At 61.6% G+C, this 14,434-nt stretch carries 14 protein-coding genes; 5 read left to right on the plus strand and 9 right to left on the minus strand.

All coding sequences use genetic code 11. From position 1 onward, the window contains the following. The first annotated feature begins 16 nt into the window (after positions 1–16). Entirely contained in the window at positions 17–1,306 is a 1,290-nt protein-coding gene (locus D3Y59_RS02265) for a cation:proton antiporter (RefSeq protein WP_119443568.1), read from the plus strand. A gap of 59 nt (positions 1,307–1,365) precedes the next feature. Here the strand turns inward: D3Y59_RS02265 and D3Y59_RS02270 are convergent, their stop codons facing one another. Both D3Y59_RS02270 and D3Y59_RS02275 read right to left on the minus strand, forming a co-directional pair. Further along, on the minus strand, positions 1,366–2,280 hold the full coding sequence (locus tag D3Y59_RS02270; protein WP_119443569.1) for a pirin family protein: 915 nt from the start codon (positions 2,278–2,280) through the stop codon (positions 1,366–1,368). A 108-nt stretch (positions 2,281–2,388) separates the two neighbouring features. Continuing rightward, entirely contained in the window at positions 2,389–3,000 is a 612-nt protein-coding gene (locus D3Y59_RS02275) for a DNA-3-methyladenine glycosylase I (RefSeq protein WP_119443570.1), read from the minus strand. 189 nt (positions 3,001–3,189) lie between these two features. On the opposite strand from D3Y59_RS02275, the gene D3Y59_RS02280 reads away from it, so the two are divergent. After that, positions 3,190–3,462, plus strand: a complete 273-nt coding sequence (locus D3Y59_RS02280) for a hypothetical protein (RefSeq protein WP_119443571.1) — start codon at positions 3,190–3,192, stop codon at positions 3,460–3,462. Positions 3,463–3,491: 29 nt separating this feature from the next. Here the strand turns inward: D3Y59_RS02280 and D3Y59_RS02285 are convergent, their stop codons facing one another. Then, positions 3,492–4,529, minus strand: a complete 1,038-nt coding sequence (locus D3Y59_RS02285) for a LacI family DNA-binding transcriptional regulator (protein WP_119443572.1) — start codon at positions 4,527–4,529, stop codon at positions 3,492–3,494. Between the two features lie 363 nt (positions 4,530–4,892). On the opposite strand from D3Y59_RS02285, the gene D3Y59_RS02290 reads away from it, so the two are divergent. Further along, positions 4,893–5,369, plus strand: a complete 477-nt coding sequence (locus tag D3Y59_RS02290) for a helix-turn-helix domain-containing protein (protein ID WP_119443573.1) — start codon at positions 4,893–4,895, stop codon at positions 5,367–5,369. A gap of 149 nt (positions 5,370–5,518) precedes the next feature. Here the strand turns inward: D3Y59_RS02290 and D3Y59_RS02295 are convergent, their stop codons facing one another. Continuing rightward, positions 5,519–5,968, minus strand: coding sequence for a GNAT family N-acetyltransferase (locus D3Y59_RS02295; protein ID WP_119443574.1), 450 nt, complete (start codon positions 5,966–5,968; stop codon positions 5,519–5,521). A gap of 364 nt (positions 5,969–6,332) precedes the next feature. Then, positions 6,333–6,911 carry a DUF4269 domain-containing protein gene (locus D3Y59_RS02300; RefSeq protein ID WP_119443575.1) on the minus strand — a complete coding sequence of 193 codons (579 nt, stop codon included), beginning with the start codon at positions 6,909–6,911 and terminating at the stop codon, positions 6,333–6,335. 263 nt (positions 6,912–7,174) lie between these two features. On the opposite strand from D3Y59_RS02300, the gene D3Y59_RS02305 reads away from it, so the two are divergent. Next, the gene (locus D3Y59_RS02305; protein WP_119443576.1) at positions 7,175–8,266 is read left to right on the plus strand and encodes an AI-2E family transporter; all 1,092 of its coding nucleotides are present in this window, start codon (positions 7,175–7,177) and stop codon (positions 8,264–8,266) included. 49 nt (positions 8,267–8,315) lie between these two features. Here the strand turns inward: D3Y59_RS02305 and D3Y59_RS02310 are convergent, their stop codons facing one another. Both D3Y59_RS02310 and D3Y59_RS02315 read right to left on the minus strand, forming a co-directional pair. After that, positions 8,316–9,044 carry a TlpA family protein disulfide reductase gene (locus D3Y59_RS02310; protein ID WP_119443577.1) on the minus strand — a complete coding sequence of 243 codons (729 nt, stop codon included), beginning with the start codon at positions 9,042–9,044 and terminating at the stop codon, positions 8,316–8,318. Positions 9,045–9,133: 89 nt separating this feature from the next. Then, positions 9,134–9,586 carry a hypothetical protein gene (locus D3Y59_RS02315; protein ID WP_119443578.1) on the minus strand — a complete coding sequence of 151 codons (453 nt, stop codon included), beginning with the start codon at positions 9,584–9,586 and terminating at the stop codon, positions 9,134–9,136. 260 nt (positions 9,587–9,846) lie between these two features. On the opposite strand from D3Y59_RS02315, the gene D3Y59_RS02320 reads away from it, so the two are divergent. Then, entirely contained in the window at positions 9,847–10,095 is a 249-nt protein-coding gene (locus D3Y59_RS02320; RefSeq protein WP_119443579.1) for a hypothetical protein, read from the plus strand. Positions 10,096–10,179: 84 nt separating this feature from the next. On the opposite strand, the gene D3Y59_RS02325 is transcribed toward D3Y59_RS02320, so the two are convergent. Together D3Y59_RS02325 and D3Y59_RS02330 are read right to left on the minus strand one after the other, a co-directional pair. After that, positions 10,180–11,358, minus strand: coding sequence for a neutral zinc metallopeptidase (locus D3Y59_RS02325; protein WP_119443580.1), 1,179 nt, complete (start codon positions 11,356–11,358; stop codon positions 10,180–10,182). A 553-nt stretch (positions 11,359–11,911) separates the two neighbouring features. After that, a complete protein-coding gene (locus tag D3Y59_RS02330) occupies positions 11,912–14,344 on the minus strand; it encodes an outer membrane beta-barrel family protein (RefSeq protein WP_119443581.1) in 2,433 nt (810 codons plus the stop codon). Between the last annotated feature and the right edge of the window lie 90 nt (positions 14,345–14,434).

Here is a 14,434-nt window from a genome sequence, read left to right on the forward strand (position 1 = left end):
CCACACCGCTCTATCAATGTCGCTTTACCCCGTAATGCTGGCTGTGCTAGGCATAGCTATTTTGGGCGTTTCCTGGCTGCCTTCGTTGCTGGCCAAGTATCCGCTTTCGTACCCCGTTTTGTTTATTGCTTTTGGCTTGGGCGTGTACGCGCTGCCGCTGGGCTGGCCCGCGGCCGAGCCGCTGCTGCACAAGCCGTTGGTAACGCACCTGTCCGAGATCTGCGTGATTGTGGCGCTTACGGGCACAGGTCTGAAAATCGACCGGCCGTTTTCTCTCCGCACGTGGCGCACGCCGCTGCTGCTGGTGTCGGTGCTGATGATTTTGAGCATCGGGAGCCTTACGGCGGTGGCCTGGGGCGTGGCGGGCCTGAGCGTGGCCTCGGCCTTGCTGCTGGCCGCTTCCCTGGCCCCCACCGACCCGGTACTGGCCGGCGACGTGCAAGTGGGCGACCCGGGCGAGGGGCGCGAAGACAACGTGCGGTTTGCCCTCACCGGCGAAGCCGGCCTGAACGACGGTTTGGCTTTCCCGTTTGTGTACCTGGCTTTGGCGCTGTTGCCTGCCGCCGAGCCACTGGCTGGGCGCGTGTTTCAGTGGGCTTGGTACGATGTGCTGTACCGCACGGCGGCGGGAGTGGGCTTGGGTTGGCTGTCGGGCAAATTGCTGTCGTACCTCATCTTCAACCTGCCCAAAAAAATCAGCATCAGGCCCAGCGGCTACGGGTTTGTGGCCCTGGCCGTTACGCTTACAAGCTACGGCGCCACCGAGCTGTTGCGCGGCTATGGTTTTCTGGCTGTGTTTGTGGCCGCCATTACGGTGCGCAGCCGCGAGCGTAAGCACGAGTATCACCGGCACATGCACGCCTTCACCGACCAGATGGAGCGCGTGCTCATTGTGGTGATTTTGGTGCTGTTTGGCGGCAGCCTGGCCAGCGGCTTGCTGAAACCCCTAACCTGGGCGGGCGCCGCCGTGGGGCTGCTGCTGGTGCTGGTAATCCGGCCATTGGCGGGCTACCTCACGCTGCTCGGCGATAAGCGCGTCAACAACGCCGAGCGGTGGGTTATTGCGTTTTTTGGCATCCGCGGCATTGGCTCGGTGTTTTACCTCAGCTTCGCGCTGGAAAAAGGCGCCTTCGACCACGCCGAGGAGCTGTGGGCCATCTTGGGTTTCAGCATGTTGCTCTCGATTACCTTGCACGGAGTACTGGCCACGCCCGTGATGAACTGGCTCGACCGCCGCCACGGCCGCCCCACCGCCGAAGAGCACGAGCAGGAGCTGGAGGAAGCCGAAGCCAAAGCCGCGGATTAACCGCCGCGCTTACTGTTTTGCTCATTGGCCTAGGAGCCACGGCGGCCCCTAGGTACCCGTCACGACAAGGGCTCGGGAGCGGCAGTGCCGGCAGGCTTGCTGCGCTCGTGCGGCAGCGGAATAAACTCGGCGTTGTCGGTGGGGGGCAGGGCAATGCGGCCGGCTTCCCAGTCGGCCTTGGCTTGCTCAATCCGCTCGCGGCGCGACGACACGAAGTTCCACCAGATAAACCGGTCGCCTAGGTGTTCGCCGCCGAGCAGCATCAGGGTGCTGGCTTCGCGGGCGAGCAGGATGGGGTCGTGGCCGGGCGAGAAAACCAGCAGTTGGCCCGCCGTGTACGTGCGGCCGCCCACCTCCACGCTGCCTTTGGCTACGTAGGCGCCGCGCTCGGGGTAGCCTTGCGGCGGGCCAAACCGGGCGCCAGGCTGCAGCACCACGTGCAGGTAAAACAGGGGCGAGTGGGTGCGTACCGCGTTGCGCAGGCCGTAGGCGCTGCCGGCAATCAGGCGCATCCACACGCCCGTATCGGTAAACACGGGCAACTCGCGGGGCTGGTAGTTGGCGAAGGCCGGAGCGGTTTCTTCGTCGGCTTCGGGCAAGGCCACCCAGGTCTGGATCATTTCGAGGTTGCCGCCGGCCAGCGTGGCCGGGTCTTCGAAGCGCTCGGAGTGGGCAATGCCGCTGCCGGCCGTCATCCAGTTCACCTCGCCCGGCCGGATGATTTGCTCCACGCCAAGGCTGTCGCGGTGGGTTACCTGCCCGCCAAACAAGTAGCTGACGGTTGACAGCCCGATGTGCGGGTGGGGCAACACATCGAGGTTGGGCCGCTGCTCGGGCGCCAGCGTTACGGGGCCGGCGTGGTCCATGAAAATAAACGGCCCCACCATGCGGCGCAGGCGAAAAGGCAAAATCCGGCGCACGTTGAAACCGGCGCTGATGGCAGCCGGGCGGGCGTCAATCACGATATCGAGCATGGCAGCAAGGGGCATCGGCGAGGCCCTGGGTTGGGCCGGGCGGGCAGCTTAAGCTACGCATATGTGCGCTACCGCGTGCATTGGCCGCTGGCGTGGCCGCGGCGGGCCCTAGGTGCCGGCGCTTAGTTTGAAGTCGGCAGCCAGCGCGCGGCACTCGGCGTGGCGGGGGCAGCTCAGCAAATGGTCGTTAACCAAGCCGGCGGTTTGCATCAGGTTGTAGCAGGTGGCCGGGCCCGTCATCGTAAAGCCGCGCCGTTTCAGCTCCTTGCTAAGGGCCTCGCTGGCGGTGCTGGAGAGCGGCGTTGGGTTGACAGCACTGCGTTGGTTATCAACAGGGTGGCCGCCTACAAAGCCGTAGAAAAACCGCAGCAGTCCTAGGTCGCCGCCGAGTGCTTGGCGCAGCTGCAGCCAGGCGCGGGCGTTTTGCACGGTGGCCTCTAGCTTGCGGCGGTTGCGCAAAATGCGGGGGTTGAGGAGCAGCTCCTCAATGTCGTCGGGCCCGAAGCGGGCGATGCGCTCGGGCTCAAAACCGGCCAGCAATTCGCGGAACGCCTCGCGCCGGCTGAGCACCACCGGAAAGTCGAACCCGATCTGGAAACAGTGGAGCACGAGGTACTCAAACAAAATGCCGGCGTCGGTAACCGGCTCGCCCCACTCGTGGTCGTGGAAGGCGCGCTGCAGCGGGTTTTGGTTGGCCCAGGGGCAAGGAGTGGTGGCCATGCGGTGCGGTTGGGGTGCGCGTGTGTAACCCGGGCGGTGGCCTCGGGGTTGTGCGCGGGCGGGGTTTGTGCCGCCGGTAGGCGCTGCGTTGGGTTGGTGCCAGCAACGAAACCAGCTGATCTGCTGAGTGGTAAGTTGCAGGCCCGCCCCTGGGAACCTATCTCTCGGCAGAAGGCTTATCTTGCCGATATGTCTTACGAAGTAGCCAACCTAACCCTGGCCGAAGCCACGCGGCTGGAGCCCGTTTTGCATTACGCCATTTGCATCGATGCCGACAACCGACCCGGCAACCATGTAGGCGACTGGCCGGAGGAAGGCAAAGTGTACCCCGTGCGCTTGGTAGCCAGCAAGCTCGAGGGCATGGAGCTGGTACATGTGCTTGGTTTTCAAGCTGAAGCACCTTACTACAACGCCTTTGCGCCGCACCGCTTTGCCGTGGTGGCCGAGGTTTTCCTGAACTAACTTAAGCTTGGCAGCGGGCCGGCAGCCACCTAGGCCGCCGGTACCCGCTCCGACGACTCGCGGATGAGAAGCTCGGGCTGCAGCGTAATCTGCCGGCCTGTTAGCTTCTCATCGTTTTCGTTTTGGGCCATTAGCTCGAGCAGCAAGTGCACAGCCGTGCGGCCCATTTCCTCGCAGCGCTGATCAACGGACGTGAGCTTGGGCTCGGTGAGCGACGAAAACAGTTCGTTGCTGAAGCCCGCCAGCGCCACGTTATTGGGCACGCGCAACCCGTGCTGTTTAAGCACTTGCATGGCGCCTACCAACGATAAATCGTTGGCCGCAAACACGGCATCGAGCTGCGGGGCCTGTTGCAGCAACTGCTCCATGCCGTCGTGGCCGTCCTGCATCGAGAGGTTAGAGAAGTGCACCAGCGCTTCGTCGTAGGCAATGCCGTGGGCCTGCAGCGCATCCTGGTAGCCGCGGTAGCGGTTCTGGCAAATGTTCACGTGCTGGGGGCCGCCCAGGTGCGCAATGCGCGCGCAGCCCTGCTCAATAAGGTGCGACACGGCCTGGTAGGCACCCTGGTAGTCGTCGAGCACCACGGCGCTGGCCTCGGGCGTTTCCACCACGCGGTCGAAAAACACCAGCGGAATGTTGCGCCGCCGCACCTCGTCGAAGTGGCTGAAGTCGCGCGTCGTCAGCGACACCGACACCAAAATGCCATCTACCTGCGCATTGAGCAAGGTGGCAATGTTCTTCTTTTCGTGCCCCTCGTTTTCGTTCGACTGGCAAATCATCACGTTGAAGCCCGCCAGGTTGGCAATGGTTTCGATGCCCTTGAGCACCAACGCGAAGAAGTGCCCGTCGATGTGCGGCACCACCACACCTAGGGTATTGCTGCGGCCTTTGCGCAAAGCCGCTGCCAGGTGGTTGGGCTGGTAGTTGAGCTGCTTGGCCAGTTCCCACACCCGCTTTTTGGTAGCGTCGCTGATGGCGGGGTGGTTGTTGAGCACCCGCGAAATGGTGGAAACCGACAGATTAAGCTGCTTGGCGAGGTCTGATATGGAAGCGCGACGAGTAGCCACTGGGGAGTGCTGAGTATGAAATGAGCCCGCAAGTTCGGCGAAATCGGGTACTGAAGCCGCATGGCTTGGCCCGCGCCTTGTCTGCAAGTAACAACAACTATTGCCGGGGCTTGGGTTTGCGCCGGTGGCCGCTGAAAAAACCACCGCCGGCAACGGCCCGACGCCGCTGGCACAAGGACGAACTCAACGCTTGATTTATGCAAACGTTTGCACAGAATATTTAAGTCGCCTACATTTGGCAAGTGAGCAGCCGCTTGCACCAGTGGGGCGGGCCGCAAAACCCTGGTTCGGGCGCTGCTCATGCACCAACCCTTGTGTCTTTTCCACCCAAAACACATCGTTAGCTTTTAGTCTTCGTTACCAATGGGCCGTCAGCGTTACACCTTACAGCTTACCCGCAAGCAGCAGGCATACCTAGCCGATTTCGTTAACTCCGAAACGCTTTCCAAGCAGCAGCGCAACCGCGCCCTTGTGCTGCAGCATTGGCTGGCCAATTTCTCGGCCCAAGAATCGGCCGAGGTACTGGGCCTCAGCATCGACCGCGTGTACAGCATGCGCCGGGCCTTTACGCAGCAGGGTTTCCGCGGGTATTTGCACGAGGTGCCCCGCTGCGGCGCCCCCAACAAGCTCACGCCCGAGCTGGAGCTTTTGCTGCGTAAGCTTACGCAGGGCCAAGGCCCCGCCAAAGGCAAACGCTGGACGCTGGCTTTGCTCGCGCAACGCATTGTGGAGCTGGGCCACACCGACCGCATTTGCACCCTCACGGTTCACAAAGCCCTGAAGCGCATTCGCAGCACGGCGCCCGCGCCGCAGCGCGCCGCCCTGAGCCAAGCTGCCTAGCCCTCCCGGCCCGGCCATTGCGCGGCCGTGGCTGTAGCTGCCTGAACGGAGAAGAGCAGCTTGTACGGTGCTACTACTTAAAACCCCGCGGCCCCGCGGCTTGCCCAGGCAAGCCGCGGGGCCGCGGGGTTTTGCTTGGCAACAGCCACCTAGGGCCGCAGCATATGAATGTGCTCGATGCCGTCTTCGAGGTAAATGTCGTCGAGCTGCTCGAAACCAAAGCTGCGGTAAAAGGCGCGCAAGTAATACTGCGCCCCAATTTTGATGGGCTGCGGGCCAAACAGGGCTTCGCATTGCGCAATGGCTTGGCCCATGAGGTTGCGTCCCAGCCCGTAACGGCGGTACTTGGGACTTACCACGACCCGCCCGATGCTAACCTGCTCGTAGGAGCGCCCAGCCTCGAAAAGGCGGGCGTAGGCGGCCAACTCGCCGGCCGGCGTGTAGCCCAGTAAGTGGTACGCCTGCTGATCCATGCCGTCGATATCCTGAAAAGCACAGGTTTGCTCCACCACAAAAACCTCGCTGCGCAGCTGCAGCAGATCGTAAAGCTCGGTTAAGGTGAGGGCGGCGAAAGGCTTGGTGCTCCAGGTCAGCGTCATGGCAAAAGAATGTGTTCCCAAAGGTAGGGGCAAGGCCCAATTCTAGCGGCATGGGTCCGGAGTGGTCCTAGGTTCTGGCCCAACGCCGAGCGCCCGGCATCCAGCGCAACGGCCTGCCGCCTGGCAATCGGGCGCGCACCGGTAATTACAGCGGGAGGTGTTGTCCTCCGCGTTGGTGGTTGTAACCTCCTAGGTGGCATTGGTTGAGTGAGTACCTGGGAGCTGACTCAAGGAGGCGTAGGCCACATGCCCAGAGGCGTGCCAGGGTGCGACCAAGCCTTTGGAATAGCGGCAACGCGGGCATGATTTGGTTGGTAGAGCAATTACCAGGGCGAGGTTGCCAACTGCGGGCGCGCAGCCGTGGCTAGCGTTCCAGCCGAAGTGACGCTACGTAGGCCGCCAGCTCGTGCGGGGGCAGTTGTTCGAGCGTTAGCAGGGCTTCGTACGGGTCGCCGGGGAGGTGCAGCAGGTGGGCAAACGCCGGCTCGGTTTTCAGGCCTTGTAGCTTGAGCTGCCGCACGGCCGTCCGCCAGGCAGCGCCGCCCGCTTGCAGCACAGCGTGCTCTACTACCATGTGCCGGTAGGCATACTGCTGCCGCACGGGTTGCCCTTGCCCAAATACTTCAATGACAAAGCCTTGGTAGCTGAACCCGCATACTACGGTGGGCAGCCCGCGCACTGCTTTGTGCTTCAGGCGGTAGTGCCCAAAGCGCGCGTAGTGGTGCTGCAACAGGGCTGCAAACTGGGGTTGTGCTTGCTCGGGTACTTCGCAAATCACGTCCACGTCGCTGGCGGGGGTGTCGATGCCCAGCGGAATGGTGCCGGCCAACGCGGGCGTGTAGGGGGCAAGTGTGCGCCACAGGTCGAGCTGCTGCAAGGCGGCGTGGGCTTGCTGCTGCCGGAGGGTGCCGGTTGCCAAGTAGCGGTGGTCGAGCCAGTTCATAAATGGGGAGGCGCGCTTGCCGACAGCAAAGCTAAAAGGAACCGCTTGTAGCTTATGCCCAATACCTCGGCTCCGCCGCAAGAGCCAGAGGGTATATCAGCCTGAATGCACAGCGGCGCCGTGCTGCTCTGGCAAGGCGCCACCAGCCGAATGGGCTTATTCGGCAGAGCTTCTGCGGGTCTGGGCAATAAAATTAATCGCAACCTCGGCAGCCACTGGCCGGCCCGGCCCCGTATGCCGGGTTACCCCAACGTTGCCCGCGTATGCCACTCCGAAACCTCTCTTTGCGCCACACCAACCAAGTACTGCTGCTTTGGGTGCTGAGCGTGGTCGTGTTGTACTTCGGGCGGGTGTTTCTGATTCCGTTGGCGTTTGCGGCGGTGCTGGCCATGTTGCTGGCCCCCGTGGCCAGCCGCCTCGAGCGGTGGCACCTAGGGCGGGTGGGCGCGGCGCTGCTGTGCGTGGTGCTGCTGCTGGCTTTCGTGGGCGGCTGCATTTTCATTATCGGGGTGCAGGCGGCCAACATTTCCGAGCAGCTGCCCCAAATTCAGCAGAAGTTGCAGCAACTGTTGGCGCAGGCCCAGCAATGGATTCAGCAACAGTTTGGGGTAGCGCCGGCACAGCAAATAAAGTTTGTGCAAGAGCAGGTGAGCAAGCTGGCGCAATCGGCCAACCGCTACCTCACCGTATCGCTCAAAAGCTTTGGGGGGCTGCTCAGCGGCTTTGTGCTGGTGCTGCTCTACTTGTTTTTCCTGATTTGGGGCCGCGCCAAAATTCGCAAGTTTTTTCTGCAGCTCGCTCCCAACGAGCGCCGCGCCGAGGTGGGCCAAATGCTCAACGAAATCACCAAAGTGGCGGGCCAGTACCTGTCGGGGCGCTTGCTCTCGATGCTTTTTTTGGCCGTCATTTACTGCGTGGGCTTTAGCATTATCGGGCTGAAAAACGCCTTGCTCCTGAGTTTGATTGCGGTGCTGCCCACGCTTATTCCGTACGTGGGCGCGTTTGTGGGCGCGTTTTTTCCGCTAACCATGGCGCTGGTCAGCGGCTCATCGGGGCAAATGCTGCCGGTGGTGGGCGTGCTGGTAGCCGCGCAAGTCATCGACAACAACATCATCGAGCCGCTGGTCATGGGGTCGCGGCTCAACTTAAGCCCGGTGTTCACCATCGTGGCCATTGTGGTGGGCGAGTTGTTGTGGGGCATTCCGGGCATGATTCTGTTCGAGCCCTTGCTGGCCGTAATCCGGATTGTATGCGCCCACGTGCCGGCCCTGCACCCCTATGCATTTCTGCTCGAAGACGAAGTGGCCGAGCCGCGCTGGGTGCAGCGCCTCAAGCAGTTGGTGCATCGCACTTAGCTGCTTGCTTGCCGCTTACCTAGGGCAGCGGACGGTGGCGTTGTTGGGGTTATTTTATGTTGTCGATGGCTTTTTGCATAAAACCGGCAATGTTGGGGTGCGACAGGGCATGAAACACCACTTTGCCTTCTTTGTCGAGCACCACGTTGGTTGGGAAGGCGCGCACCCCGTAGCGCTGCGCCAGGGCGCGGGCGCCGGCAATGTGGGCGTAGGCAAACGGGTTTTCCTTGATGAACTTTTGAACGGCAAACTTCTCGTCGAGAGCTACGGCCAAAAACACCACGTCGGGGCGTTGGGCATTTTGCTCCACCAGGCGGTTTAGGTCGGGAATTTCGCGGCGGCAGGGCGGGCAACCAATAAACCAGAAGTTGAGCACCACTACCTTGCCCAACAGCTCCTTGCTGTCGTACTTCCGGCCGTTAATGTCCCACACCTTAAAGGGCGCCATGGCCTGGCCGGTTTTAAAAAACGGACTTTCGTCGGGCGGGGGCATGCGGGCTATTTGGGCGGCACGCTCCTCGGCGGTTTGGGGCAACACCACAAATGCGGGGTTGGCCGGCGAGTAATTGGGCGCACCCGCCAGCTTAAACTCGCCCGATGCTACCATTGTGCTCCACACCTGGTAGGGCAAGCGCTGGCCTTCGGCATTGGTCACGACGGAGTTCTGATCGACCCGAATGCGCTGCGGCGCGGCTGTTTTAACTAAAGGGGCATCTTGCGCGGCTACCACGCCGCAAGTAGCCAGCAGCAGGCCAAGCGAGAGTATAAGTTGCTTCATTGATCAAAAAAGAACCATTGATAAATAGCGGGTTACGGCAAGCACGGCCTGCCACCCACAGCCTGCGGGTGCCTAGGTGGCAACGCCGCTTACGAGAGCAAGCGGGCCTGTTGCGCTGCTTTGATCAGGGCCGGGGCGTTTTTGAGCGTGGCCAGGGCTACCTCCTTGGCGGCTTGCTTTACCTCGTCGCGGTGAATGTCGCGGATTTCCTCCTGCACCAGTACGGTGAGGGCCTGCACGGCCTGGCTAAGTGCCTGCCGCCGCGGCCGCTCGGTGCGCAGCTCGGCCAGTGCCTCGGCCACCCGGGCCTGCATATGTTTGCGCCGGATGTGAAAAACCGACTCCTGCGCCAATTGCCGCTGCACGGAGTTGAGCAACGTAACTAGCGGCAGCAATTTGCAGGCACCGCTAACCATTACCCGGTTGAGCCGGTCGGGGTGGTGGGCGGTATCGGCGGGTGCAGCCAGCGCCGGCCCCAACTCGGGCGCGGGCCCAGGCTCGGGGGCGTCGTCGTAATGGTGAGGCTTATCGGCAGAAAGCATGGCCTAGGTGGCGGGGGCATAATTGCGCAGCCAAGGTAGCAAGCCCGGGCAACATTATGGTGCGGCACAAGCCCGCTGCAACAGCGCGTGCGGCGCTGCGCGGCCTCGGCTGCGGGCCCTAGGTAAGCGAGGCGGCCGGCACGGCAGGCAGCTCCGTGCTGGCACGGGTTTTCGGCATATAAGTATTGCAATGCTTGTATACAATAGCACGAATCCCTAGGTTGGCCGAACCGCTCCTTTGCCAGCAACCTACTTAATCTATGTTCAACGCTTTAATGCTTGCCGGTCTGCTTTGGGTTGGCGCGCCCGCGCCGACTGCCCGGCAAGCCCTCGTAAACAGGCCCGCCGCTACGGCGCAAACCGTGTATGTATGCATCAGCAAGTCGTCGGTGGCGTACCACGCTACCGACGATTGCGCCGGCCTGAACCGCTGCACGCACGAGGTACGTGCCATGGCCGTGGGTGCCGCGCAAGAAATGGGCAAGCGTGCTTGCCAGAAGTGCTACTAACCCCGACACCAAAACGACCTAGGGCCAGGCACAAAAAAGGGCGAACCGCTAGGTTCGCCCTTTTTGCTAGGTGCTGCGCAGCAACTACATCACCAACTGGGGCAGTTGGGCGTCAAACAGCTTGGCAAACTCTTGCGGGCTCAAAATGTGGCCCTGCTTTTGGGCGTTGTTGGCCAGGTTGTAGCCCCACTCGGCGGCGGCCATGCGCTGCGCCGGGGTGCCGTGGTGCCCGTCGCTCCCAAACGAACAATCGCCGATGTTGAAGAACACATCCAGGAACAAGCGTACGCGCTTCCACTGCATGGCGGCGCCGCGGGCGTGCGAGAGGTAGTACGCCGAGTAGGCATCGGCCATTAGCTCGGTGCGGCGGGTTGCGGCGGGGCTTTCTTCCTCGCCAAATAAGTTAAGCTGAAACTGAATTTGGTGGCCAAACTCGTGGGCCAGAATGGCCTGCGGAGCCACGTCGCCGAAGCCGATGGCGGTGTAGCCTTCCATAATGCCGTCGCCCATCACGATTTTGTCCGGAATGGTGGCGAAGGGCGGGTAATCGAAGCCCTGGAGCGCGAAGGCGTTGAATGAGAAGATCGGGTGGTTGCCGTCGCGGTACTGCGGAATCTGATCGGCGAGCAGCGCTACAATCTGGGCCAACGTAGCGGCGGTGGCTTTGTCTACGCCGTAAACCGCTTCGTACGTTTTGGCAATTTTGGCTTGGTCGAGCAGTACGTTGCCGTGCATGGCCACCATCACCATCTGGCCCGATTCAACCGTCCAGAAACGACGCAGGTCCTTAAACGATTTGGTGAGGCGCTGGCTGTACTCGCCGTTTTGGCCGAAGGCCTGGTTGGCCGAGCTGTTCTCGAACACGAAAGAGTAGTACGAGGGCAGGTTCAGCATATCGTAGTTGAGCGCGTAGGTAATCACACGCCCGTTCCAGTCGAAAAGCTGCCCGTCGAGCCACCGGTTTAGGGGCGTGCTGTCGTCGCAGGGGGTAGGCTCAACGGCCAGCAGGCGCCGGGCCAGCTCACGGTACTGCGGATCGGTTTGCACCAGCAATGCCGAGCGTTGCTGCAATTTGGCTTCAACCCCGGCGGGCAACGAGGCCCGCAGCTCCTCAATACGCTCGATGGCAGCCGCCGTGGAGAGCTGGGCCGAAGAGGAGGCCGTAACCGCGGGCGCAATCGTGCTATCCGCTTCTTTCTGACAACCCGTGAGCAGCGTAAACGAAGCCGCTACGCAGGCCAACAAAAGCTTAACGTTTTTCATACAAACGGTTAGGAGGGTGAAATAATGGGTACAGAAAGGGTAGGCCGGTTGTGTGCCGTTGGCACAACCGGAAGCTTACAAATACTGGTGCGGTAGTCCTAAGGAAAGGATCAGTTGCTCTAAAGTATAATTAAATCTAAAAACTTCGCAGTTAAATATTATTTATATGGCTGTTTGGGATGCAAGCACCCGGTGTCGGTTCGGGTCTGCCGATGCGTGAAGTTTTGTTGCCTCGCAATTCGCCAAGCCTGGCCGAGCAGCCCCGTACGGCCCAGCTACGCCATTTGGGCATTATAATTGCCGCACGATAGGCGCGGCATGTCCGCATTCCATAGCTCCGCCCAAAAGCCCAAGGTTTTGCCTTGGGCTTTTGCTTTAGCCGTGTACCCGGGCCATTGCGGCCAAAGCCTCGTATTTGGCCATGCACACCGCGGCCGAGCCCGGTACCCGTTGTGTGGGGGTACCGGGCTCGGCCGCGGTGCAGGAGCGTATGTATAATGTGCTCGGTTAGGTGTTAGCTTATATGGCAGGAGAGGGGCGGCGCGCTGGGCGTTTAGCCTCCGGCCCGGTTCAGCTCTTCCAGGTTGGTGTTGCGGCGCTTGGCATCCACCTTGGCGCCTTGGCTAAAGTTGTAGCGTACCGTAAGGCCCACGCTGCGCCAGCGGAAGTATTGGTTGAAATCGTTGATGTTGCCGTTGATGTTGGTGCTAAAGCGGTACCGGTAGCCCTTAAACAGGTCGTTTACGTTCAGGCTCACGTCGAGCTTATCCTGCCGGAAGCTGCGCTTTAGGGCCAGGCCCACCCAGTGCATTGGCTCGATCTGGTACAGGCCCGAGGCGGTGGGCCCTAGGTAGCGCGCCTCCACCTCCAGCCGCACTTTGTGCGGCAGCAGCAGGGTGTGGTTGCTTTGCAGCATGTAGTACAGCTGCTCGTTGGTCAGGAAGCCGTTCACGTCGTTGGTGCTGAACTTGCGGTACGAAACCACCACGGTGTTCTGCGTATCCCACCACTTGGCCAGCTTGGCGGGGGCCACGCCCGTAAGCCCGATGATGTGGCCGGTGTCGAGGTTGTCGGTGGTGTAGACGGTGGTAGCCGCCTCCGCGTCCAGAATGGGTATTTCGGAAATGACACCGGTTTGGTAGTCGTAATTCAGCGAGAGGCTGTACGTTTTTTTGTAGGTGTGCGCCACCCGGAACGCGTGCGTGTACTGCGGCCGCAAAAACGGGTTGCCTTCCTCCCAGGTGTACGGGTCGCGGTAAAAGCGGAAGGGGTTGAGGTTGCCGTAGTTGGGGCGGGTGAGGCGGCGGCTGTAGCTGTAACCAATGTCGTAATCCTTGTTTACCTGCTGCTGCACAAACACGCTCGGGAACAGGTTGAGGTACTGCCGCCGCGTTACCTGCCCCGTGGTGTACGACTCGCCCCGCGAGCGGGTATTTTCCAGGCGCAGGCCGGCCTGCAGCTTCAGCCGCTCCGAGGCCTTGCCGCTCCAGTTGGCATAGGCCGCCTGAATGCTTTCGCGGTAGAAAAAGTGGTTGGTGCGCAACGGGTCGAGCACCAGTGCCCCGTTGTTGAAGTAAAAGCGCGAGTCGTTATCGGCCGTTACCTGGCTAAGCTTAAAGCCGGTTTCGATTTTGTGGCCTCCCGCCAGCGGCTTGGTAAAGTCGACTTTGGCGGCGTAAATGCGCAGGTCGGCGAGGGTGTTGGTGTACAGAAAATCCTGCGTGCGGCGGTTGGTGCCCAGGTCGGTAAAAAAGTTGAAAAAGTCGGCCTTGCCGCGGTTGTCGATCCGTACCGCGTCGAGGTCGGCCGTGAGGGTAGTGCCCGCGCTATCGAGGTTGCCGATGTAGTGCAGGTTGCCGGTGTAGTTGGCGTTGCGCGAGCGGCTAATGTTGTCGGCGTCGATAAAGCGCGTGGGTTCCTCCGGCGAGTTGCCCAAGTACGTATCCGTCAGGAAATCCGACACGCCCTTGCGCGGCGTGTAGTTAGCCATAAAGCCCACCGTGTGCCGCTTGCTCAGGTTGTAGTCGGCACCTAGGCGCACCACCGCCGGGTTTACCGAGGTGAAGTTGCCGGTGGCCTGTTGGTTGAAATACGTGGTGTTTTGCTCGCCGTAGAACACGCGCGTAAAGGTGGCATCGCGGCCGCCCACCCGGCGTGAGCCGTCCACCGTCAGAAAGCCGTTCCACCGCTCGCGCTTCAGGTTTAGGCTGGCGCCGTAGGTGTGGCCAAATTGCTTGAAATTGTAGTTGCCGCTGCCGTACACGCTGCCGTTGAGGCCGCGTTGCGTGTTTTTCTTCAGGTTGAGGTTGAGAATGCCCGAAGTGCCCTCGGCGTCGTAGCGAGCCGGCGGGTTGGTAATGATTTCGATGTTTTTGAGGTTGGCGGCGGGCATGCTTTCGAGCAGGTTGCGCAAGTCGCGGCCCGAGAGGTACGTCAGGCGGTTGTCGAGCATCACCGTTACGCCGCTTTTGCCGTTGAGCTGAATATTGCCGTCTTGGTCGATAAACACCCCCGGCGACTTGGCCAGCACATCGAAGGCCGTGTTGGTGGCTGCCATGGCCGTGCCCTCCACCGACACCACCATGCGGTCGGCCTCCTGCACAATCGTCGGCCGCAGGCCCACAATGTTTACCTCGGCCAGCTGCTTGGCATCGGGCCGCAGCGTAAGCGTGCCGAAGTCCTTGCCGGGCGCGGCCGCCGTCAGCTCGAACGCGGGCGTTTGCAGCAGCAGGTAGCCCACCGAGGTAACGCGCAGCACGTACGCTCCCGCCGCGGGCGCTGGCAGCTGAAAGCGGCCGTTGGCATCGGCCACGGTGCCGCCTACGCTGGTGGTGCCGCCCGCCGGCAGCACGGCCACCGTGGCAAAGCCTACGGCAGCGCCCTTGTCGTCGGCAATCAGGCCGATGAGCGTGGGGGTTTGCGCCGCGCCCGTGCGGGCAAGCAGCAGCAAGCAGAGCAATAGCAATTGCGCGGAGAAGTTTTTCATACCGAAGTGCAGTTGGGAGAAGGAAGCCAAAAACCAAAGCGCGTTGCACCAACCGCGCCCAGAAACTGCAGCTTGGCCCAATGGTTACCG

It is taken from the genome of Hymenobacter oligotrophus, from assembly GCF_003574965.1.
In the GTDB taxonomy this organism is placed as follows: domain Bacteria; phylum Bacteroidota; class Bacteroidia; order Cytophagales; family Hymenobacteraceae; genus Solirubrum; species Solirubrum oligotrophum.

Coding starts and splice junctions, on each gene's coding strand:
- D3Y59_RS02265 (WP_119443568.1), top strand. CDS start 17: ATGTCGCTTTACCCCGTAATGCTGGCTGTGCTAGGCATAGCTATTTTG.
- D3Y59_RS02270 (WP_119443569.1), bottom strand. CDS start 2,280: ATGCTCGATATCGTGATTGACGCCCGCCCGGCTGCCATCAGCGCCGGT.
- D3Y59_RS02275 (WP_119443570.1), bottom strand. CDS start 3,000: ATGGCCACCACTCCTTGCCCCTGGGCCAACCAAAACCCGCTGCAGCGC.
- D3Y59_RS02280 (WP_119443571.1), top strand. CDS start 3,190: ATGTCTTACGAAGTAGCCAACCTAACCCTGGCCGAAGCCACGCGGCTG.
- D3Y59_RS02290 (WP_119443573.1), top strand. CDS start 4,893: ATGGGCCGTCAGCGTTACACCTTACAGCTTACCCGCAAGCAGCAGGCA.
- D3Y59_RS02295 (WP_119443574.1), bottom strand. CDS start 5,968: ATGACGCTGACCTGGAGCACCAAGCCTTTCGCCGCCCTCACCTTAACC.
- D3Y59_RS02300 (WP_119443575.1), bottom strand. CDS start 6,911: ATGAACTGGCTCGACCACCGCTACTTGGCAACCGGCACCCTCCGGCAG.
- D3Y59_RS02305 (WP_119443576.1), top strand. CDS start 7,175: ATGCCACTCCGAAACCTCTCTTTGCGCCACACCAACCAAGTACTGCTG.
- D3Y59_RS02310 (WP_119443577.1), bottom strand. CDS start 9,044: ATGAAGCAACTTATACTCTCGCTTGGCCTGCTGCTGGCTACTTGCGGC.
- D3Y59_RS02315 (WP_119443578.1), bottom strand. CDS start 9,586: ATGCTTTCTGCCGATAAGCCTCACCATTACGACGACGCCCCCGAGCCT.
- D3Y59_RS02320 (WP_119443579.1), top strand. CDS start 9,847: ATGTTCAACGCTTTAATGCTTGCCGGTCTGCTTTGGGTTGGCGCGCCC.
- D3Y59_RS02325 (WP_119443580.1), bottom strand. CDS start 11,358: ATGAAAAACGTTAAGCTTTTGTTGGCCTGCGTAGCGGCTTCGTTTACG.
- D3Y59_RS02330 (WP_119443581.1), bottom strand. CDS start 14,344: ATGAAAAACTTCTCCGCGCAATTGCTATTGCTCTGCTTGCTGCTGCTT.